Here is a 19592-nt window from a genome sequence, read left to right as displayed (position 1 = left end):
CTCTTATGCTGTTTTCTGTGCTTCAACCAAAGCCACTAAACTTTGAATTGATTTAAAATATTCTTTGGTATCTGCTGACTCTGCATTCAGATGAATGCCATAACGCTTTTTCAATGCCAAACCCAGTTCTAAAGCATCAATCGAGTCCAAACCCAGACCATCACCAAACAAAGGTGCGTCTGTATCAATGTCTTCAATACGGATGTCTTCAAGGGCGAGGACATCAATAATCATTTGCTTTAATTCATCAGCAAGATTGCTCATTTAGGGATAACTCTTGGTTAAAAAACCACTGTAATTGTTGATTTAATTGACGCACATTTTTGGGATTGACCGTTACATCATCCAATACGTCTTCCACTCGGATCGCATCCAACACTTTTACATGGATATGAAAAGGCTGTTCTGGAATGTGATACCACTTTTCATTTTTGGTCAGGGTTGATGGTGTGCAGCTAATCAGCACGGGGCGAATCGGCACACCTGCACGCAGGGCAATATTGGCCGCACCACGCTGAAAGTCGTTTAGCTGCTCACCTTTTGCTGTCCGCGTCCCTTCAGGAAAGATCAATAAGGACGCCGCATGATCTTGCTGTAATTTTTGTACGCAGTCCTGAATAAATTGTTCGGAACCTGCATTTAAAATATAACCCGCACTTTGCACAGGACCTTTGGTAAATGGATTCGACCACAGCGCCTGCTTAACCACGCAGTTTGCTTGTTCCATTAAACCAATTAAAACCACCACGTCAATCAGTGTCGGATGATTGGCAATCACCAACTCCTGCTGGCTGTGCTGTAGTTTGTCTAAGCCTTCAACTGTATAGGTCATGATGCCCAGTTTCACCATCATTTCGGTGAAACCTTTAAAACTGTGCTTAATCACCTTTTGAGTGCGCTGCTTGCGAAGCTCAAGGTCTGCTGAGCTCAGCTTGACCAGAGGTGCAATCAAACCACCAATCGCCACGCCGCCTAAGCCAAAGCTGGCAAAGCTAAATCCTGTCGCTCCAACGCGCCAGACATAGTTGGCTTTTTGCTTGATTCGGTTTAAGTTCAGCATTTCGTCCACGCTTCAGATTCAGTTTGATCAGGATTAGTCCAAAACGTGTTAAATGCTAAAGCCTGCTGATAGGCTGGCGTTGAATCTGTATGCTTTGGCATCAACATCAAATTTGCAGGCGCTAATGAAATCATCGCTGCCATCGCAAAAGCAGCAAATGGTTGATGCTCGATATATATGTCTGGCAAGGCTTCATCATAATACACCAGCAAAACCTGACGAGCTTCTGGCCTTGTTTTTAACCACGCATAGGCTTCAATTAGACCATCATTCCACGAACCCGCCAAACTGGTCGCAGGTGTCGCATCCTGACATAAAATAGAATATAAGCCTGAAATTGCATTATGGACCGAGGTTGAAAATTGAGTCGGTGAAGGGGTTTGCTCGCTTAACACATCTTCTAAAATATTTAGTGTTTTTGCTTCATCGCCATATTGCGACACCCAAACAATATAATCAACATTGTGGGTGTCTAAAGTCTGCATTGCGCTATTCAAAGCCAGCTTTGCAAGACGCGATAAGCGTCGGCGTTGCATCGCAGGAATGTACTCTATAGCTGATAATTCTTGATCAACCAAGCTCATATTCAAGCGGGATACGTGGAGTTGCATCATCATGATCAGTGTTTAAAAGTTGACAAATTATCAGGCGCGCAATTATAGCACTGAGCCACATTTTTCACAAAAAATAACAAGCGCTGACGGGTTCAAAAAAGGAGGATACAGCTACCCTGATCCTCCCCCTTAAAACAAGAGCGACTAAAGGTAATATTGCGTTCTTTTCTTGGCAAATTTATCCAATTGTTTTAAAAAGCCTTCGAAATAATCCTTCTCTTTTTCCTCAGTACGATAGCCTGCATAGAGGGTGCGACGCAAACCTTCAGGCGCTACGCAGTCCAAACGACGCGAAGTCACCCAACCCTTTTGTTCATATTCGTTCACCACCCAATCGGGTAATGCCCCAATGCCACGCCCACTTGCCACCAGCTGAATCAGCATTTGGGTGAGGTCGGTGGTGCGGATCTGTTTCGGCAGGATATTGGCCGGAATAAAGAGACGCGACATAATATCTAAACGGTGCTTATCCACTGGATAGGTCACCAAGGTTTCTTCTGCAAGTTCTTGCACGGTAATATCTTTAGCACGAACCAAAGGATGGGTGTTGGATAAAACCAAACGCGATTCGTACTCAAAAATCGGGAAATATTCCACCCCTTTTAACGCAATCGGGTCGGCCGTAATCAATAAATCAAATTCACCTGTCTGCAATAACTCATGCGGATTGGCCTCAAAACCTGAAGCGAAGTCCAGATCAACATCTGGATATTGTTGGCGATATTGATTTAACAACGGCATTAACCAATCGAAACAGCTATGACACTCTGAGGAAAAAGTAATGCGTCCAGTTTGACCATGCACAATACGGGTAATGTCGCTTTGTGCAATTTGTACCTGCGGTAATACTTCATCAGCCAGTTTTAATAAACGCTGTCCCACATTAGAAAAGCTAACTGGACGGCTACGACGGTTCACCACCTCTACCCCAAACCACTGATCTAACTCACGCAACTGGTGCGACAAAGCTGAAGGTGTTAAGCATAGGTCTCCCGCAGCAGCCACCAATGAGCCATGCTCTCTTAAAGCGGTTAAGGTTTTTAAATGGCGGAGTTCTAACATCTGGCGCAGCCCAATTCTTTAATCTTGATGAATACGATATAGCTTAACCTATAAAAGTGACATTTGATTATTTTTTCTCACCTTAGTTTATACTTAATTAGTTTATTTCACTTTAATATTTATGATCTACAACGAAAATATTCGCCCCATTTACAGAATATGAAAAATTTAAGCATTTAAATTCATAATCTTCATGATCCGTGCATGAGCACCAATGGAAGTAAGGCTTTCTTTTATAACTATTGATGACTTTTAAGACTATCTCTTTATCATGCCTAGGTTGAATCGCGATTCCTTCAGTTTTTGAGAGGTACAACGACCGAATTCAGCCCACCAACTGTCCTACTTAACTCGTGGCTATGCATCGAACTCTTGTGATATGTCTACTTTGATATAACGAAATCATTTGACAGCAAGCAGCATGCTCTTTTACCTGAGTTAAATTCAGTTCAAATATTGAGAACTGATGATTCTGATCTTCTATCCAAATTGAGTGGCTAAAGCGCTGAAAAAGCATAACGTGCTGACAGCAGAACTTCTCACAACCCTAGTCTTCGGGCTTTTTTATGTTCCACGTGAAGCATTATGTAAATATCGAATAGAAAGTCGTTTGTCTCTCAAACTGGTGAGAAGCCAAACAGAACAGTAAAAACAAAAAAGCTTCCGACTAGGAAGCTTTTTTTAAATCTTAGATTTAACCATCAATGGTGAGCTTTAAAATCTCAGCTTTGGTATAACCCCGTTCTTTTAAAAGATGTTGAATGGCTTTTTTCTCATCTTGATCTTCAAGAAATTTACAGCGTTGGATCAAACGCATATCGGTCTCATACTGAAAATTATGACGACACTCCAATTCCTTATTGGAAGGCGTAGTAAAAAAATGAAGCACAGCTAGATACTCTCTTTCATGCTGTTGAAGTGGCCCGCCTTCAACGAATACCTATCTAACACAACTGTTAAACACCCTTTGGGTAAATGATGACGAATCTCGCTCCATTATGCAAGTTTGGGCCTCTCAAATGTTCTCTCTACTCATCTACAGCGCTCAAAGCAGACCTTCATCATCTACCAAAGTCGATTTTAATCATGAAAATTCATCAGCTCATCCTGAGAATTCTTCATCCAATCGCCGTTGATCCGCTCGTTAGACGTTTTAAACTGTCTGGTTTAAATAGATAAAAATCATTCAATATGTCGAAGCTCGAACGTCAGAAACTTACCCTCCCCACAGGTCATGACAAACTGCTCTTGCATTCCTGCTGTGCGCCTTGCTCAGGTGAAGTCATGGAAACCCTGATTGAATCGGGTATCGATTTTTCTATCTTTTTCTATAACCCCAATATTCATCCTGTAAAGGAGTACTTGATTCGTAAAGAAGAAAATATTCGCTTCGCAGAAAAACATCACATTCCATTTATTGACTGTGATTACGACACAGATAACTGGTTTGCACGTGCCAAAGGTATGGAAAATGAACCAGAGAAAGGGATCCGTTGTACCATGTGTTTTGATATGCGTTTTGAACGTACAGCATTATATGCAGCAGAACACGGCTTTAGCCTAATCAGCAGCTCTCTCGGCATTTCCCGTTGGAAGAATATGCAGCAGATCAATGAGTGCGGCCACCGTTCTGCTTCACATTATGCAGGCATTCACTACTGGGACTACAACTGGCGCAAACATGGCGGTGCGGTACGCATGCTGGACATCAGCAAACGTGAAGAATTTTATCAACAAGAGTACTGTGGCTGCGTATACTCACTGCGAGATAGCAACCGCTGGCGCATGAGCCAAGGCCGTGAACGCATCAAACTCGGACAAAAGTTCTATTCCAATGCCATGGATCAGGACAGCTGATTTCAGCCAGCAGCCTCCACATACCAATTTTTCCAAGAGCTGGTTCCACGCACCGCAATCGACACGGTCGGAATCAGCTTTTCTTTTAAGATCTTGGTTTGTCCAACGGCTTTGGCTAAGCGTGCTTTGACTGAATGAATGCATTCCCGGTCACCAAATTCACAGCGGTCTAAGCTGGTTCCACCACAGGGCCCATTGGCCAAGCCTTTGGGACAAGTTTCAGGGCAAATATACAAGGTCTCGCCTAAACGGCATTGACCACAACTCTCACAGCCCACCACCGCATGTTTACTCAAATGTTCTGTTTTCAGTAATGCTTGTTTGGCACGCGAGCGATCCCAAACATTGAAATTAAAAATAAACCGCCCCACCCCTTTGGCCAATTTAGATTCAAATAAAGCATCATGCATCAAATGCAGATGTTGGTACTTAATAATCTGACTTGAGGTCGCAGGCCGTGAATAATAAGCCAGCTTCGGATGAAACTCTGTACCAGTTTGCACCTGCCAAAGCGTATTCCAAAGTCGTTCACACTCAGCAAAACTCAAGTGCCGATATTCTTCAATATAGCCTTCTAGAAACACTTGCTCTTCAGGCTGATGGCAAGCTGATAAATGCACCCCCGCAAAACCCAAATGTCGACACATTAGAATCTGTAATGCGCAGCGCACATAGACGCGATCACTTAAACCCTGTTCTTTTTCCTGTTGCAACACCTGCAACATATGCGGGGTGATCACAATGCCGGCCACTTTATGTTTCAGCATAAACTTAGCCCGTGCCAAGGTCAGTGGCATGACGCAGGCTAACATTTTCTGAGCATACTGATGCTGCACTAAAAATGCATGCGCATCCTGTAAAGCAGCCATGTCATAGCCCAATTGGGTAATCACATAATCAGCCCCTGCTTTCATCTTTTTATGCAGTTTCAGATATTGCGCCTCTTTTTCCGCTTCAGCATATTTAAACGGATTAAACGCCACACCAATATGAAAACCGCCTTGGCGTTTGGCTTCCATGACAGCATTCACCGACTCCAAATAACGTGTTCGGGGTTCTAGGTCGTGGCTATAGCAGTGCTGTTTTAATTTATCGCCAGTTAAGAGCAACAAGTTCTTTTGATCCTGTGTTTTTGCATTCTTCAAAAACTGCTCCAAGTCTTGTATATCCCGTGCCTTCCCCGAAAAGTGAATGACTTTTTCAATCTCTTGTGGATACTGTTTGGCGACTTGCAAAGGTGCTTCATCATCATCTGCATGTACCCGATCGGCCAGCGCCATAGCCGCAGGAAAGCCTGCAAATTCAGTTTTGACAGACCACTGGGCTTGGTGTGCGCTTAAGTATTCAACCAATACGCAAAATTGTTGCTGTGCAAAATATTGAGCAAGTAAGGACATCACAGAAGAAATAATCCAGAGGATTAAAAAAGAAGAATTATAGTACAAATCAAAAATAGATGACGAATCGTCTGATTATTCACTACGGCATATTCAATATTTTTTGACTCATCCTCCACCCGATGAGTGAACGCAAATATCCACCCCGGTCTGATTCATTAGTTGCAGTACCCTGCTAAAACTAAACCTAATGGTCAAATTCAAAAAAGAAGGTACTCCAACGCTCAACCACACGCCGCCCATAGCACAACATTTGTCTAGACCCCTTATTTACTACGCTGATTGATTTATTTTCGATAAGATTGTTCTTTTTTATGCTTTTCAATCGCTTAAAGACTAAGCACATTTCAGCTTTTTAAAATAAAGGCATCTTTTCAAGCTGGGACTGACTGTGTATAACAATGGACGACTCAAGGAAATGATTCGCACATAGGCAAAAGCCTGAAAAAAGCTTAAACTATGTGCCAATGAAAACAAATGATATGTCGTCCATGGCGACAACGATGAAGGTGAAGGTTGATGCCGCTCAATACCGTTGAAGAGCTAGTTGCAGATATCCGTGCAGGTAAAATGGTCATCCTGATGGATGACGAAGATCGTGAAAATGAAGGTGATTTAGTTATCGCAGCGACCCATGTTCGCGCAGAAGACATCAACTTTATGATCACCCACGCACGTGGTTTGGTGTGCTTAACGCTCAGCCGTGATCGCTGTAAACAATTGAATCTTCCATTGATGGTCGATGCCAATGGCGCACAACATGGCACCAACTTCACGCTTTCCATTGAAGCGGCTGAAGGTATTTCTACAGGAATTTCACCTGCAGAACGTGCGCATACCATTCAAACGGCAGTAGCGGCACATGCCAAACCATCAGATATCGTTCAACCAGGACATATTTTCCCATTGATGGCTCAGCCTGGTGGCGTTCTACACCGCGCAGGTCATACCGAAGCAGGTTGTGATTTATCTCGCCTAGCAGGTCTAGAGCCTGCATCGGTCATCTGTGAAATCATCAATGAAGATGGCACGATGGCGCGTCGTGCCGATCTTGAAATTTTTGCTGAAAAGCATGGTTTAAAAATTGGTACCATCGCAGATCTGATTCACTATCGTATGACCAACGAGCAAACGGTTGAACGCATTGATCAGCAAAGCATTGATAGCGAATATGGGACGTTTGACTTATATCGTTATCGCGAATTAGGCAATCCAGATATTCACTTGGCTTTGGTGAAAGGTGAACCGAAAGAAGGTGTAACAACCGTTCGTGTCCATGGTTTCAACCCTGTTCGTGACCTGCTCAAGCTCAACAAAAAAGACGGCGAGCCAGCATGGAATCTCGACAAGGCCCTGCAAGAAATCGCAAGCAGCGATCGGGGTGTTTTGGTTTGGATTGGTCAACGTCATTTACAAGACTTAGGCCCAGCCCTAGACAGCCTTACAGCACCAAAACCAACCAAATCCAATGCTGCTTTATCTCAGCAGTACCAAACCATTGGGGTGGGCGCACAAATTTTACGTGATTTAGGCGTAGAAAAGATGAAGCTTTTGAGCTCACCTTTACGCTTTAATGCACTCTCTGGGTTTAATTTAGAAGTGGTGGAATATATCACCGCACATCAAACAACTTAAAAAATCATCGAGGTTGCTATGGCAATTCGCCGTATTGAAGGTATGTTACATCTCGCTAGCGAAGGCCGTTATGCGATTTTAGTGGGTCGTTTTAATAGTTTTGTTGTCGAACATCTATTAGAAGGTGCAATTGATACATTGAAACGTCATGGTGTATCAGAGGATAATATCACTGTTGTTCATGCACCAGGCGCGTGGGAACTTCCTGTCGTGGCTAAAAAATTAGTGGCGTCTGAACGCTTCGATGCCATCATTGCACTGGGTGCTGTGATTCGTGGTAGCACACCTCACTTCGACTTTGTTGCAGGTGAATGTGCCAAAGGTTTAGGCGTGGTTGGCCTAGAATCTGGTCTTCCAGTGATTAATGGTGTATTGACTACGGATAGTATTGAACAAGCGATTGAACGCTCGGGTACAAAAGCAGGTAATAAAGGCGGCGAAGCTGCTCTTACTGCAATTGAAATGGTTAACTTGTTAAAGGCTATTTAACGCTATGTCGCAAACATTGCAAGCAACTTATGCAGCAAAACGTAAAGCACGTCGCTTTGCTGTACAAGGAATTTACGAATGGCAAATGAGCCACAATCCAGTCCATGAGATCGAAGCACGTACGCGTGTGGAAAATGCCATGCACAAAGTGGATCTGAGCTATTATCATGAATTGTTAACCCAAGTGGTTGCCAATCATGAAGCATTGGATGCGCTCTTAATCCCTGTGCTTGATCGCGAAGTTTCTGCGCTTGACGGCGTTGAACTTGCGACCCTTCGTTTAGGCGCATATGAACTCAAGGAACATCTTGAAATTCCATATCGCGTGGTTTTAGACGAAGCGATCGAGCTTGCTAAACATTTTGGCGGTGCAGACAGCCATAAATACATCAATGGTGTATTAGATCGTTTAGCAACAACTTTACGTGCAGCAGAAAAGCAACAAGCGAACTCACAGTAGTAGATTTGTTGTATGGCTGAGTTTTCGATCATTGATACCTATTTTAATCGTAAGAGTCCTCATTCTGTCGATTTAGGCGTCGGTGACGACTCAGCCTTGCTCACACCACCACCGCAGCAACAATTGGTCATTTGTGCCGATACCTTGGTTGCTGGACGTCACTTCCCGCTTGATACCAGCCCACATGCGATTGGCTGGAAATCTGTCGCGGTCAATTTATCTGATATCGCCGCAATGGGCGCGAAACCTCAGAGTATTTTACTGGCCTTGAGCTTACCCCAAATTGATCATGACTGGCTCAAAGGCTTTAGTCAGGGGTTATATGATTGCTGTGATCAATTTGGCGTGAGTTTAATTGGTGGAGACACCACCCAAAGCCCACATCTCACTATTTCCGTGACTGCACTGGGCTGGGTCGATATCGGTCAAGCCGTTACTCGCTCTGCCGCTCAAGTGGGTGATTTGATTTGTGTCAGTGGTACTGTCGGCGATGCTGCTTTTGCCTTACAACACTTAGGCCACCCTCTCCAACAACGTTTGGACTACCCCACCCCACGCTGTGAACTGGGGCAAGCACTCAAAGGCTTAGCGCACAGTATGATTGATGTGTCGGATGGCTTAGCACAAGATCTCGGTCATATCTTAAAAGCATCCCATGTGGGCGCGACCCTACAACTTGATCAATTGCCCATCAACACCACGCTACAAGATTTAACAGGAGAACAACAATGGCAATATGCTTTGGCGGGTGGCGATGACTATGAGTTATGCTTTACAATAAGCCCGCAGAATTATGAAAAACTTTTGCAACAACAAAACCATAGCAGCATCAGTGTGATTGGAAAAATTGATGCTGAAAGTGGTCTGCGTTTTCAACAAAATGGCTTAGACCATTCCTTGCAATTTAATGGATATCAACACTTTGCATAAGCCCCCTATCCTCTTTCGTCAGATGTCTTGGTATGACCGTTTCATCGTGTTTTGCGGTGTAGGGTTTGGCTCAGGGTTAGCGCCCAAAGCACCTGGAACGTTTGGTTCTGCCTTCGCGCTACTGTTTGTCCCGATTTGGCTTGCAATTGGCTTATCCAACACCATTATTGCCATATTCCTCATGTCTCTGATTGGTATTTATATTTGCGGCCATACCGCCAAAGTGATGGGCGTACATGATGATGGACGTATTGTCTGGGATGAGTTTGCTGGCCAGTCCATCACCTTTTTACCTATTCTATATTTAGGGCAAATGAATTGGCTGTGGCTACTGCTGGGTTTTGTTTTATTTCGTGTTTTTGATGTATGGAAACCTTGGCCGATTCGCGTCATTGACCAAAAAGTCGAGGGTGGTTTTGGCATTATGCTCGATGACCTGATTGCAGGACTATGGGCTGCACTTTGTATTTGGATTTATTTTTATTTCACTGTGGCTTAGGCCATTTTTAGGATTAGAACATGTCAACGACTGTTATTATTCTTGCTGCAGGTAAAGGAACACGTATGCGTTCTTCTTTACCCAAAGTACTACAACCACTTGCAGGACGTCCTTTACTTGGTCATGTCATCGACACTGCAAAAAAATTAAATGCAGCCAATATTATTACAATTTATGGGCACGGCGGAGCACGAGTTCAAGAAACGTTTACTCATGAAAAGATTGAATGGGTGGAACAAGCAGAGCAACTCGGAACTGGCCATGCGGTGCAAATGACACTCCCTGTCCTTCCACAGGAAGGTAGCTCACTGATTTTATCAGGTGATGTACCTTGCATCTCTCAAAACACACTACAAAAATTACTCAATGCAACAGCCGAGACAGGCATTGGCCTAGTGACTTTAACTTTAGCCAATGCAACAGGTTATGGCCGTATTGTGCGTGAGAATGGTCAGATTCAGGCGATTGTTGAACATAAGGATGCGACCACAGAGCAGCACCAGATTAAAGAAATTAATACAGGTATTTACTGTGTCAGCAATGCCAAATTACATGCGTGGTTACCACGCTTAAGCAATAATAATGCGCAAGGTGAATACTACCTCACGGATATCGTTGCAATGGCCTTAGCCGATGGGATGCAAGTCGCATCGGTTGAGCCGGAACAAGCCTTCGAAGTTGAAGGAGTCAATGATCGCATTCAGCTTGCCGCATTAGAGCGCCAATTCCAAATAGCCCAAGCCAAAAAGCTCATGCAGCAAGGTGTGCATTTGATTGACCCTCGTCGCTTTGACCTTCGTGGACATTTAACCGTTGGACAAGACGTCCGCATCGACATCAATGTGATTGTTGAAGGCGAATGTGAATTCGGCGACCATGTAGAAATTGGTGCAGGTTGTATCATCAAAAATACCAAGATCGCAGCAGGTACAAAAGTTCAGCCGTATAGCATCTTTGATAATGCTATGGTTGGTGAAGATGCGCAGATTGGTCCTTTCGCTCGTTTACGTCCAGGTGCAAAACTGGCGGCTGAAGTGCATATTGGTAACTTCGTTGAAGTCAAAAACACCAGCATTGGCTTCGGTTCAAAAGCCAATCACTTTACCTATTTAGGTGATGCTGAAATTGGTGCAGGCTCGAACATTGGTGCTGGGACTATTACCTGTAATTATGATGGTGCAAATAAATTTAAAACCATCATTGGTGATGCTGCATTTATTGGTTCCAACAGCTCATTGGTTGCACCTGTCACGATTGGCAACGGCGCAACCGTCGGCGCAGGTTCAACCATTACCCGTGATGTTGCAGAGAATAGTTTAGCGGTAGAACGCTCTAAGCAAGTTGAAAAAGAAAACTATCAACGTCCACAAAAGATGAAGAAATAAGAGGATTAGATTATGTGCGGTATTGTCGGTGGCGTTGCAGAACGTAGTATTACCAATATTTTAATTGAAGGTTTAAAGCGCCTTGAATATCGTGGCTATGACTCTGCTGGTTTAGCGCTGGTCAATCAAGGTCAAGTTTTACGCGAAAGACGTGTCGGTAAAGTATCCAATCTAGAAGAAGCCGTTAATCAATCGGGTATTCTAGGTTCTCTGGGTATTGCGCATACACGTTGGGCAACCCATGGCAAACCCACTGAAGATAATGCACATCCGCACATTTCAGGCGATGTTGCTGTAGTCCATAACGGTATTATTGAAAACTATCAAGAACTTAAAGATGATCTTGAAGCTTTAGGCTATGTATTTACCTCACAGACCGATACCGAAGTGGTCGCTCACTTGGTGAAGGATGCTTTAAAGTCAACTCCAAGCTTGCTGGAAGCTGTGCAACAAGTCGTGCCTCAGCTTAAAGGGGCTTATGCACTGGGTATCGTACATACTGACCATCCAGATGAACTCATTACCGTGCGTGAAGGTTCACCTTTGGTCATTGGAGTCGGTATTGGCGAAAACTTTATCAGTTCAGATCAATTGGCTTTACTACCTATTACCAATCGTTTTATTTACCTTGAAGAAGGTGATATTGCTCGTTTAACCCGCAATAGCATTGAAGTTTTTGTCGCTGGTCAACGGGTCGAGCGCCCAATCAAAGAATTAGATGCTGCCGTCAGCAATGCATCTAAAGGTGAATATAAGCATTACATGCTCAAAGAAATTTATGAGCAACCCGAAGCGATTCAACAAACCATTTCTCAAGCTCTAGATGGCAATGCACTGCGTGAAGATTTTCTTGCCAATGCAGTCGCTGATTTCCAAAAAATTCAGCAAATCCAAATCATTGCCTGTGGGACCAGCTACCATGCAGGGATGATTGCCAAATATTGGTTTGAACAACTGATTGATTTACCGTGCCAAGTAGAAATTGCGAGCGAATTCCGCTATCGCAGCCCTGTCATTGTCAATCACACGCTTTATGTCTGCATTTCACAGTCTGGTGAAACCGCTGATACTTTAGCCGCACTGCGTGATACCCAAAAGCGTGCTGCAGCAAAAGGTGCTGACATCACCACCATGACTATTTGTAATGTCGCAACATCATCTATGGTACGTGAGACCAATCATAGCTTGCTTACACTGGCGGGTCCTGAGATTGGTGTAGCATCGACCAAGGCGTTTACCACGCAGCTTGCAGCACTGATGTTATTGGTCCTAAAAATCGGTACAGTTAAGAAGAGCATTTCTGTACAGCATGTGGCTGAGATTACGGCTGAACTTTGGCATACCCCTAAAGTGATTTTAGATACCTTACGTAATGACCCTGAAATTTTACGTTTATCTGAACTTTTCGTAGAGAAGCAGCACTGCTTATTCTTAGGTCGTGGCACGAATTTCCCGATCGCACTCGAAGGGGCATTGAAACTCAAAGAGATTTCATATATCCATGCTGAAGGCTATGCCGCAGGTGAACTTAAACATGGTCCGCTCGCTTTAGTCGACAACGACATGCCTGTGGTCATTCTCGCACCGAAAGATGACATGCTCGATAAACTCAAATCGAATATGGAAGAGGTTCAAGCCCGTGGTGGTGAACTCTTTGTCTTTGCCGATGAAAATAGCGGCATTAAAGCCAAAGACCGTCAGCATGTGGTTTATGTACCAAGCATTAGCCCAATATTGGCGCCTATTGTTTATAGCGTACCTGTACAACTGCTGTCTTATCATGTTGCAGTCCTTCGTGGCACAGATGTCGACCAACCTCGAAACCTCGCTAAATCGGTCACTGTAGAATAATTATTTAAATAAAGGCTGGGTATCCAGCCTTTATTCTTTATCTAAATAGAGAATCGCATATGTCGCAACTTACCTGCTTTAAAGCCTATGATATTCGTGGCAAGCTCGGGACAGAGCTGAATGAAGAAATTGCCTATAAAATTGGCCGTGCCTATGGACAAATTTATCATCCCAAAACTGTTGTCATCGGTTGTGATATTCGTTTAACTAGTGAAGGTCTCAAACAAGCCACCATTCAGGGTCTAAATGATGCTGGGGTGAATGTCCTTGATCTTGGTATGACAGGTACAGAAGAGGTTTATTTCGGCGCCTTTCACCTAGATGTTCAAGGCGGTATTGAGATTACGGCGAGCCATAACCCTATGGATTACAATGGGATGAAATTGGTTCGTGAACAAGCGCGCCCTATTGGTGCAGATAGCGGCCTGGCGGAAATCCAAGCCTTAGCAGAATCGGGAACATTTACTGAAGTCACGCAAAAAGGCTCAACCACACCTTATAATATTCTGCCTGAGTTTATTGAACACCTTATGGGGTATATTAATCCTGATAAAATCCGCCCATTAAAATTGGTCGTGAATGCAGGAAATGGCGCCGCAGGTCATGTCATTGATGCGATCGAAGAAAAATTCAAAGCATTAAATATCCCTGTTGAATTTATTAAAATTCACCATGAAGCAAATGGTCATTTCCCCAATGGCATTCCCAACCCAATTTTAGTTGAAAATCGTGATAGCACGCGCCATGCCGTGCTTGAACATCACGCAGATATGGGCATTGCATGGGATGGTGACTTCGACCGCTGTTTCCTTTTTGATGAAAAAGGACAGTTCATTGAAGGTTATTATATTGTTGGTCTTTTAGCACAAGCCTTCTTACTCAAACAATCAGGCGAAAAAATTGTCCATGACCCACGTCTAATTTGGAATACCTTTGATGTCGTAGAGAAATATCAAGGTATCCCTGTTCAGTCGAAATCAGGGCATTCCTTTATTAAAGACAAAATGCGTGAGCACAATGCCGTTTATGGCGGCGAAATGTCTGCACACCATTATTTCCGCGATTTTTCTTATTGCGATAGTGGAATGATTCCATGGTTGTTGGTTATTTCTGTGTTGTCCGAAACGGGACAATCTTTGTCCTCATTGGTTGAAAAAATGATCAAAAAGTTTCCTTGCTCAGGGGAAATCAATTTCAAAGTCGCAGATACTCAAGTCACGATTCAAAAGCTTTTTGATCACTTTGCAAATCACAATCCAAGTATTGACCACACAGATGGCGTAAGTTTAGATTTTGGTGCTTGGCGTTTCAATGTACGCGCATCCAACACCGAACCATTATTACGTTTAAATATTGAAACTCGTTTAGATCAACATCCAAAGCCGATGCAAGACTATGTTGATGAATTGACGCAGTTGATTCAAGATTAATTTCTCGGTTTTAAATATAAAAATAGGCACTTTTAGTGCCTATTTTTATTGTGCGGAAAAATATTGTAGAAAACTATGCTTTGTAGCCTGTTGGATTCAACTTCTGCCAATTCCAACTGTCTGCCAACATATCTTCTAGTTTATATTTTGGTTTCCATCCCAGTTCACTCACCGCTCGAGCATTATTCGCAAAAGATGTTGCCACATCACCTGAGCGACGTGGCGCAATTTCATAAGCAACAGCCACGCCATTCACTTGCTCAAAAGTATTTTTCACTTCCAGAACAGACGAACCGTTACCTGTACCAATATTCCACGCACGACAACCTTGAGCGGCTAGTCGATTATTTAAAGCACATAAATGTGCATTTGCTAAATCAACGACATGAATATAATCACGAACACCCGTACCATCAACCGTATCGTAATCATCACCATAAATTGAAAGTTTTTCACGACGACCAACCGCAACTTGCGTTACATAAGGCATCAAGTTATTTGGAATGCCTTGAGGATCTTCGCCAATACGACCACTTTTATGTGCGCCAACTGGATTAAAATAGCGTAAAAGTGCGATTGACCAACGCTCATCAGCAATAGAAAGCTTTTCTAATAATTGTTCAACAATCAGCTTAGTATAACCATAATTATTGGACGGCATACCTGTTGGCATCGTTTCATCCAAAGGTGAAATATTCCCTTCATCATAAACTGTCGCTGAAGAACTAAATACCAAATTAAAGACATTGGCACGTTGCATTGCTTTGACCAAGCTAATCGAACCCGAAATATTATTTTCAAAATACTTCAATGGGATTTTTTGGCTTTCACCTACTGCTTTTAACCCTGCAAAATGAATCACCGCATCAATTTGATTTGCAGAGAAAGTTTGATCCAAATCATTTTGATTACGAATATCGCCCTGAATAAACTTAAGCGTTTTTCCAGTTAACTCCTGAACACGTTTTAATGACTCTTCCGAGCTATTTGAAAGGTTATCGAGCACAATCACATCATGTCCAGCTTCAAGGAGTTCAACACAGGTATGTGAACCGATATAACCTGCCCCACCAGTCACTAAAATATTAGCCATCTAATTTTCCTAATAAAATTTTTAACAAACCCTGAGTCGAAACATCTAAAGCAGATAAATCTTGTTGTTGGCCATTTAAAATCGGTAGTAACTGGTTGGCAATTTCCTTACCCTTTTCAACGCCCCATTGATCGAAAGGGTTAATATTCCAAAGTACAGACTGTACAAATACTTTATGTTCATACATGGCAATCAACATGCCCAAGCTATAAGGATTCAGCTCTTGCATTAAAATAGTTGTACTAGGCTGGTTGCCCTCATATTTTTTATATTCAGGTAAAGAGGCCAATTCGCTTTGATCCAGCGCTTGATTACCAAATGCCAATAAACGTGACTGGGCTAAACAATTGGAAAGTGCTAAATGATGTTGTTCAATTAATGCCTCAGCATTATCCACATAGGTAAACTGATTTGCGTTATAACGTTGTATCGGTGCAATAAAGTCACAACTCACCGAATGGGTGCCTTGATGCAATAGCTGATAGAATGCATGCTGTGCATTCGGTCCAACCTCTCCCCACACAATCGGACAAGTCTCCCATTCAACCTTTTCACCATTACGTTGGATCGACTTCCCATTCGATTCCATCTCAAGCTGCTGTAGATATGAAGCAAAGTATTTGAGGCGACCGTCATAAGGCAAAACAGCATGTGTCTGAATATCTAAGAAGTTATTGTTCCAAGCGCCTAAAAGCCCCATCAAGACAGGAATATTCTGCTCAAAAGGAGCATGTTGAAAATGCTGGTCAATTGCATAAGCACCCGCTAAAAACCGCTTAAATGCATTCACCCCAATGGTTAAAGCAATTGGAAGTCCAATACATGACCACAGAGAATAACGACCACCTACCCAGTCCCACAATAAAAATTGGTTCTCTGGCGCGATACCCCAAGCAGTCATTTTTTCAGGCTTGGTCGAGACACCAATAAAATGGTGCTTTAAGGTTTGAGCCTCTTGACCTAATGCTTTTTCAAGCCACAGACGTACCGTTTGCGCATTGGAGAGGGTATCAATCGTACCAAATGACTTTGATGAGATAATAAATAATGTTGTTTCTGGACGCAGCTTATGCAGAAGTTCTGAAAGCTGACTGCCATCTATGGTTGAAACAAAATGCAGATTTAAAGGCTTTTGTGTCGATTTTTTAAAATCAGATAATGCATGGCTGACCATCAGTGGTCCTAGGTCAGATCCCCCCACACCAATATTCACCACATCTTGAATCACTTCACCCGTCGCACCCCGATATTGGCCCTCGTGAATTTTGTTGACCAATGCATACATTTTTTGCAGTTGTTCATGAACCTGATCGGCAATAGCTTGATGCTGTTGATCGCATTTTGGTAAACGTAACGCCCAATGCATGGCTGAACGGTGTTCAGTATAGTTAATCTCTGTACTTGAAAATAAGGTTTTAATCCAATTGGTTAAATCTCGTGCCTGCGCCCACTGTACTAAAGAATCAACTACGGTTCGATCAATACGATGTTTACTAAAATCAAAAATAATCGGCTCTAATACGACAGAGAGCTGCTCAAAACGAGTTGAATCATCTGCAAAAAGATCATTCAGATGATGCTGTTCAAAATGAGCTTTCAAGCCCTGCAGTCGGGCAATGGCTGTATTAATATCTTCGACGGGATACGGTTTATTTTGATTCTTCATCGCCCGACTCCCTGATAGGCAAAGCCTTGGGCTTTGACATAGTATGGATCATAAATATTTCGACCATCTAGAATCAGTGGGTGCTGCATTTTTTTGAGTAATTCTGGATAATTGGGACTCCAGTACTGCTTCCAAGCGGTTAATAAGCACAAAGCATGTGCTCCCTCAACGGCCTCATATTGATCGGTACAGTAAATCAAATCTTCTCGATGCCCATAATGTTTTTCAATTTCGGCCAATGCCTGAGGATCATGCAATTTGACCACCATATTTTGTGCCCAAAGTGCTTTTAACATGGCATGAATTGGAGACTGCTGAATGCGAGACGTGTTTTCTTTAAATGATGCCCCCCAAATCGCAACAACCTTACCAGCTAAATCCCCATGATAGTAATTCCATAATTTACGAAAGAGAATTTCTTTTTGCTGCTCATTGATATCCCAAACTTGCGCCAATAACTGGCTCTTCGCTCCAGTACCTGAAACAGTATTTGCTAATGTTAAGACATCATGAGAAAAGTTTTCACCGCCAAAGCCAGCTCCTGGATAAAGATATGATGCACCGATTCGACTATCCGCCGCCAAGCCTTGACGCACATGCTCAATATCAATGCCTAGCTTCTCAGCCACCACGGCTAAATCGTTAATATAGCTGATGCGGGTTGCCAACATGCCTGAAACACTGAGTTTAGTAAACTCGGCATCTAAAACAGGCATAAACAAATATTGTTGTTCTCTTGGAAATAAAGGACGAAGTAACTCTCGAATTTTAATTTGGCTTGTTTCGCTTGAGCAACCTACAGTCAACTGTTTAGCCTGTAGTAAACTTTGCAAAGCGTTACCCTCTTGGATCACGTCCGGCAAATACACCCAATCATCATCCGCTAAGATTTTTTCAAATTTCTCAGTACCATGTAACCCTAAGGTAGACGCATTGATCATCAATTTAGCATGAATAATAGGCCGCTGTTTGAGTTCTTTTAGAATTTCAATGCCTTGCGATTCTTCTGTCGGACTCAGACTAAAAAAGTAAGCATCGATATCGAGAGGAATCGCATTAAAATTGCAGTATTGCAGAAATCCACTTTTTTCTTGCTTATGGAGTAGATTTATAACAGCATCATCTTGTGTATAGGCTTGCTCTGAAGCCGGCCTTTTTAAGATATCGCACCAAAAGACCTGATGTCCACATTCAGCTAGCAATGCCGCCATAACACCTGAATACAGGGTTTGTCCAAATACTGCAACTTTCATAAGAGTTTCCCGCTGATCATTAAAGCTCTTGGATAAGCGCTTTAAATGCCTCACCCAACATCGGGTGATCAACCCCATAATGTAGAACGGCTTTTAAATAACCCAGTTTACTGCCGCAATCAAAAGTTTGACCTTTCATACGATAGGCTTCAACCGTATTGGTCTGTTGTAGCATAGCAATTGCATCGGTTAATTGAATTTCGTTGCCTGCACCTTTCGGTGTTTGTTCCAAAAGTTGCATAATCTCAGCGGGCAAAATATAGCGTCCGACCACAGATAAATTAGAAGGTGCTGAACCCACTGCTGGTTTTTCAACAATACCTTGCATCACTATACTTTGACCTTCATTGGGTACAGAAGCTACATCAACAATACCATACTGATCAACCAAATGGTCAGGCACCGCTTCAACCATAATTTGTGAAGCATTTGTTTCATTAAAACGCTGAATCATTAAGCTCAAATCATTAGTTAGATCAGCATCTTTAACTAGAACATCAGGTAACAGCACAGCAAAATCATCATTTCCCACAATCGACTTTGCACATAAAACTGCATGTCCAAGTCCTAAGGGTTGCGGCTGGCGCACACTGACTACGCTGACATGTGGAGGCAGAATATCCTTAATCTCTTTGAGTAAATCAAATTTTTGCTTCTGCTCAAGCGTTGTTTCAAGCTCAAAGTTACGATCAAAATAATTCTCAATCGATGCTTTAGATGAATGCGTGACTAAAATGATCTGCTCTATACCCGCCGCGACAGCTTCTTTCACAACGTACTCAATCGCTGGGCGGTCAACGACTGTCACCATCTCTTTCGGAATGGACTTACTTGCAGGTAAAAAACGGGTGCCAAGACCCGCAACAGGAAGAATGGCTTTTTTAATTGTCATCACAGATCCAGACATTTGC

General features: G+C 42.9%; 19 protein-coding genes. 9 read left to right on the top strand and 10 right to left on the bottom strand.

The window, feature by feature from the left end; translation table 11 throughout:
- Positions 1–3: 3 nt before the first annotated feature.
- From GVX98_RS00475 to GVX98_RS16965, 5 genes are all read right to left on the bottom strand, one after another.
- Positions 4–264 carry a phosphopantetheine-binding protein gene (locus tag GVX98_RS00475; RefSeq protein WP_004983939.1) on the bottom strand — a complete coding sequence of 87 codons (261 nt, stop codon included), beginning with the start codon at positions 262–264 and terminating at the stop codon, positions 4–6.
- Positions 248–1060, bottom strand: a complete 813-nt coding sequence (locus GVX98_RS00470) for a 1-acyl-sn-glycerol-3-phosphate acyltransferase (RefSeq protein WP_004983936.1) — start codon at positions 1058–1060, stop codon at positions 248–250. The genes GVX98_RS00475 and GVX98_RS00470 overlap by 17 nt, the downstream gene beginning before the upstream one ends.
- Positions 1054–1674: a beta-ketoacyl synthase chain length factor gene (locus GVX98_RS00465; RefSeq protein ID WP_159127937.1), complete on the bottom strand. Its 621-nt coding sequence runs from the start codon at positions 1672–1674 to the stop codon at positions 1054–1056. Before GVX98_RS00465 ends, GVX98_RS00470 begins: the two co-directional genes overlap by 7 nt.
- A gap of 144 nt (positions 1675–1818) precedes the next feature.
- Complete coding sequence (locus tag GVX98_RS00460; protein ID WP_004983930.1) at positions 1819–2736, bottom strand: LysR family transcriptional regulator; 918 nt, start codon at positions 2734–2736, stop codon at positions 1819–1821.
- A 694-nt stretch (positions 2737–3430) separates the two neighbouring features.
- Positions 3431–3553 (bottom strand): hypothetical protein, encoded by a 123-nt coding sequence (locus GVX98_RS16965; protein ID WP_004684300.1) that lies wholly within the window; start codon positions 3551–3553, stop codon positions 3431–3433.
- A gap of 374 nt (positions 3554–3927) precedes the next feature.
- On the opposite strand from GVX98_RS16965, the gene GVX98_RS00455 reads away from it, so the two are divergent.
- Positions 3928–4593 carry an epoxyqueuosine reductase QueH gene (locus tag GVX98_RS00455; RefSeq protein ID WP_159126969.1) on the top strand — a complete coding sequence of 222 codons (666 nt, stop codon included), beginning with the start codon at positions 3928–3930 and terminating at the stop codon, positions 4591–4593.
- A gap of 2 nt (positions 4594–4595) precedes the next feature.
- Here GVX98_RS00455 and GVX98_RS00450 read toward each other — a convergent pair whose 3' ends face one another.
- Positions 4596–5990 carry a methylenetetrahydrofolate reductase C-terminal domain-containing protein gene (locus tag GVX98_RS00450; protein WP_159127936.1) on the bottom strand — a complete coding sequence of 465 codons (1395 nt, stop codon included), beginning with the start codon at positions 5988–5990 and terminating at the stop codon, positions 4596–4598.
- 519 nt (positions 5991–6509) lie between these two features.
- On the opposite strand from GVX98_RS00450, the gene ribBA reads away from it, so the two are divergent.
- Genes ribBA through GVX98_RS00410 form a run of 8 tightly spaced genes read left to right on the top strand, consistent with a single transcriptional unit; the run spans position 6510 to position 14669 of the window.
- The gene (ribBA, locus tag GVX98_RS00445; protein ID WP_159126968.1) at positions 6510–7625 is read left to right on the top strand and encodes a bifunctional 3,4-dihydroxy-2-butanone-4-phosphate synthase/GTP cyclohydrolase II; all 1116 of its coding nucleotides are present in this window, start codon (positions 6510–6512) and stop codon (positions 7623–7625) included.
- 18 nt (positions 7626–7643) lie between these two features.
- On the top strand, positions 7644–8114 hold the full coding sequence (ribE, locus tag GVX98_RS00440; protein ID WP_004684294.1) for a 6,7-dimethyl-8-ribityllumazine synthase: 471 nt from the start codon (positions 7644–7646) through the stop codon (positions 8112–8114).
- Between the two features lie 4 nt (positions 8115–8118).
- The gene (gene nusB, locus GVX98_RS00435; RefSeq protein ID WP_004983920.1) at positions 8119–8574 is read left to right on the top strand and encodes a transcription antitermination factor NusB; all 456 of its coding nucleotides are present in this window, start codon (positions 8119–8121) and stop codon (positions 8572–8574) included.
- 12 nt (positions 8575–8586) lie between these two features.
- On the top strand, positions 8587–9504 hold the full coding sequence (gene thiL, locus GVX98_RS00430) for a thiamine-phosphate kinase (RefSeq protein ID WP_159126967.1): 918 nt from the start codon (positions 8587–8589) through the stop codon (positions 9502–9504).
- Complete coding sequence (locus GVX98_RS00425) at positions 9482–10003, top strand: phosphatidylglycerophosphatase A (RefSeq protein ID WP_159126966.1); 522 nt, start codon at positions 9482–9484, stop codon at positions 10001–10003. Before thiL ends, GVX98_RS00425 begins: the two co-directional genes overlap by 23 nt.
- A 20-nt stretch (positions 10004–10023) precedes the next feature.
- Entirely contained in the window at positions 10024–11388 is a 1365-nt protein-coding gene (gene glmU, locus GVX98_RS00420) for a bifunctional UDP-N-acetylglucosamine diphosphorylase/glucosamine-1-phosphate N-acetyltransferase GlmU (RefSeq protein WP_159126965.1), read from the top strand.
- Positions 11389–11400: 12 nt separating this feature from the next.
- A complete protein-coding gene (gene glmS / locus GVX98_RS00415) occupies positions 11401–13239 on the top strand; it encodes a glutamine--fructose-6-phosphate transaminase (isomerizing) (protein ID WP_159126964.1) in 1839 nt (612 codons plus the stop codon).
- 59 nt (positions 13240–13298) lie between these two features.
- The gene (locus GVX98_RS00410; RefSeq protein ID WP_159126963.1) at positions 13299–14669 is read left to right on the top strand and encodes a phosphomannomutase CpsG; all 1371 of its coding nucleotides are present in this window, start codon (positions 13299–13301) and stop codon (positions 14667–14669) included.
- Between the two features lie 73 nt (positions 14670–14742).
- On the opposite strand, the gene galE is transcribed toward GVX98_RS00410, so the two are convergent.
- The 4 genes from galE to galU are packed head-to-tail and all read right to left on the bottom strand — an operon-like array spanning position 14743 to position 19573.
- Positions 14743–15762 (bottom strand): UDP-glucose 4-epimerase GalE, encoded by a 1020-nt coding sequence (galE, locus tag GVX98_RS00405; protein WP_004983900.1) that lies wholly within the window; start codon positions 15760–15762, stop codon positions 14743–14745.
- Positions 15755–17428 (bottom strand): glucose-6-phosphate isomerase, encoded by a 1674-nt coding sequence (gene pgi / locus GVX98_RS00400; protein WP_159126962.1) that lies wholly within the window; start codon positions 17426–17428, stop codon positions 15755–15757. The genes galE and pgi overlap by 8 nt, the downstream gene beginning before the upstream one ends.
- Positions 17425–18681, bottom strand: a complete 1257-nt coding sequence (locus GVX98_RS00395) for a UDP binding domain-containing protein (RefSeq protein WP_159126961.1) — start codon at positions 18679–18681, stop codon at positions 17425–17427. The genes pgi and GVX98_RS00395 overlap by 4 nt, the downstream gene beginning before the upstream one ends.
- 19 nt (positions 18682–18700) lie before the next feature.
- Positions 18701–19573, bottom strand: coding sequence for a UTP--glucose-1-phosphate uridylyltransferase GalU (gene galU, locus GVX98_RS00390; RefSeq protein WP_159126960.1), 873 nt, complete (start codon positions 19571–19573; stop codon positions 18701–18703).
- Positions 19574–19592: the final 19 nt, after the last annotated feature.

The organism is Acinetobacter sp. 8I-beige, assembly GCF_902505955.1.
In the GTDB taxonomy this organism is placed as follows: domain Bacteria; phylum Pseudomonadota; class Gammaproteobacteria; order Pseudomonadales; family Moraxellaceae; genus Acinetobacter; species Acinetobacter johnsonii.
Note: the sequence above shows the minus strand (reverse complement) of the source record. Positions and strands in the feature narration are given on the sequence as shown.

Coding starts and splice junctions, on each gene's coding strand:
- GVX98_RS00475 (WP_004983939.1), bottom strand. CDS start 264: ATGAGCAATCTTGCTGATGAATTAAAGCAAATGATTATTGATGTCCTC.
- GVX98_RS00470 (WP_004983936.1), bottom strand. CDS start 1,060: ATGCTGAACTTAAACCGAATCAAGCAAAAAGCCAACTATGTCTGGCGC.
- GVX98_RS00465 (WP_159127937.1), bottom strand. CDS start 1,674: ATGATGCAACTCCACGTATCCCGCTTGAATATGAGCTTGGTTGATCAA.
- GVX98_RS00460 (WP_004983930.1), bottom strand. CDS start 2,736: ATGTTAGAACTCCGCCATTTAAAAACCTTAACCGCTTTAAGAGAGCAT.
- GVX98_RS16965 (WP_004684300.1), bottom strand. CDS start 3,553: ATGCGTTTGATCCAACGCTGTAAATTTCTTGAAGATCAAGATGAGAAA.
- GVX98_RS00455 (WP_159126969.1), top strand. CDS start 3,928: ATGTCGAAGCTCGAACGTCAGAAACTTACCCTCCCCACAGGTCATGAC.
- GVX98_RS00450 (WP_159127936.1), bottom strand. CDS start 5,990: ATGTCCTTACTTGCTCAATATTTTGCACAGCAACAATTTTGCGTATTG.
- ribBA (WP_159126968.1), top strand. CDS start 6,510: ATGCCGCTCAATACCGTTGAAGAGCTAGTTGCAGATATCCGTGCAGGT.
- ribE (WP_004684294.1), top strand. CDS start 7,644: ATGGCAATTCGCCGTATTGAAGGTATGTTACATCTCGCTAGCGAAGGC.
- nusB (WP_004983920.1), top strand. CDS start 8,119: ATGTCGCAAACATTGCAAGCAACTTATGCAGCAAAACGTAAAGCACGT.
- thiL (WP_159126967.1), top strand. CDS start 8,587: ATGGCTGAGTTTTCGATCATTGATACCTATTTTAATCGTAAGAGTCCT.
- GVX98_RS00425 (WP_159126966.1), top strand. CDS start 9,482: ATGGATATCAACACTTTGCATAAGCCCCCTATCCTCTTTCGTCAGATG.
- glmU (WP_159126965.1), top strand. CDS start 10,024: ATGTCAACGACTGTTATTATTCTTGCTGCAGGTAAAGGAACACGTATG.
- glmS (WP_159126964.1), top strand. CDS start 11,401: ATGTGCGGTATTGTCGGTGGCGTTGCAGAACGTAGTATTACCAATATT.
- GVX98_RS00410 (WP_159126963.1), top strand. CDS start 13,299: ATGTCGCAACTTACCTGCTTTAAAGCCTATGATATTCGTGGCAAGCTC.
- galE (WP_004983900.1), bottom strand. CDS start 15,762: ATGGCTAATATTTTAGTGACTGGTGGGGCAGGTTATATCGGTTCACAT.
- pgi (WP_159126962.1), bottom strand. CDS start 17,428: ATGAAGAATCAAAATAAACCGTATCCCGTCGAAGATATTAATACAGCC.
- GVX98_RS00395 (WP_159126961.1), bottom strand. CDS start 18,681: ATGAAAGTTGCAGTATTTGGACAAACCCTGTATTCAGGTGTTATGGCG.
- galU (WP_159126960.1), bottom strand. CDS start 19,573: ATGACAATTAAAAAAGCCATTCTTCCTGTTGCGGGTCTTGGCACCCGT.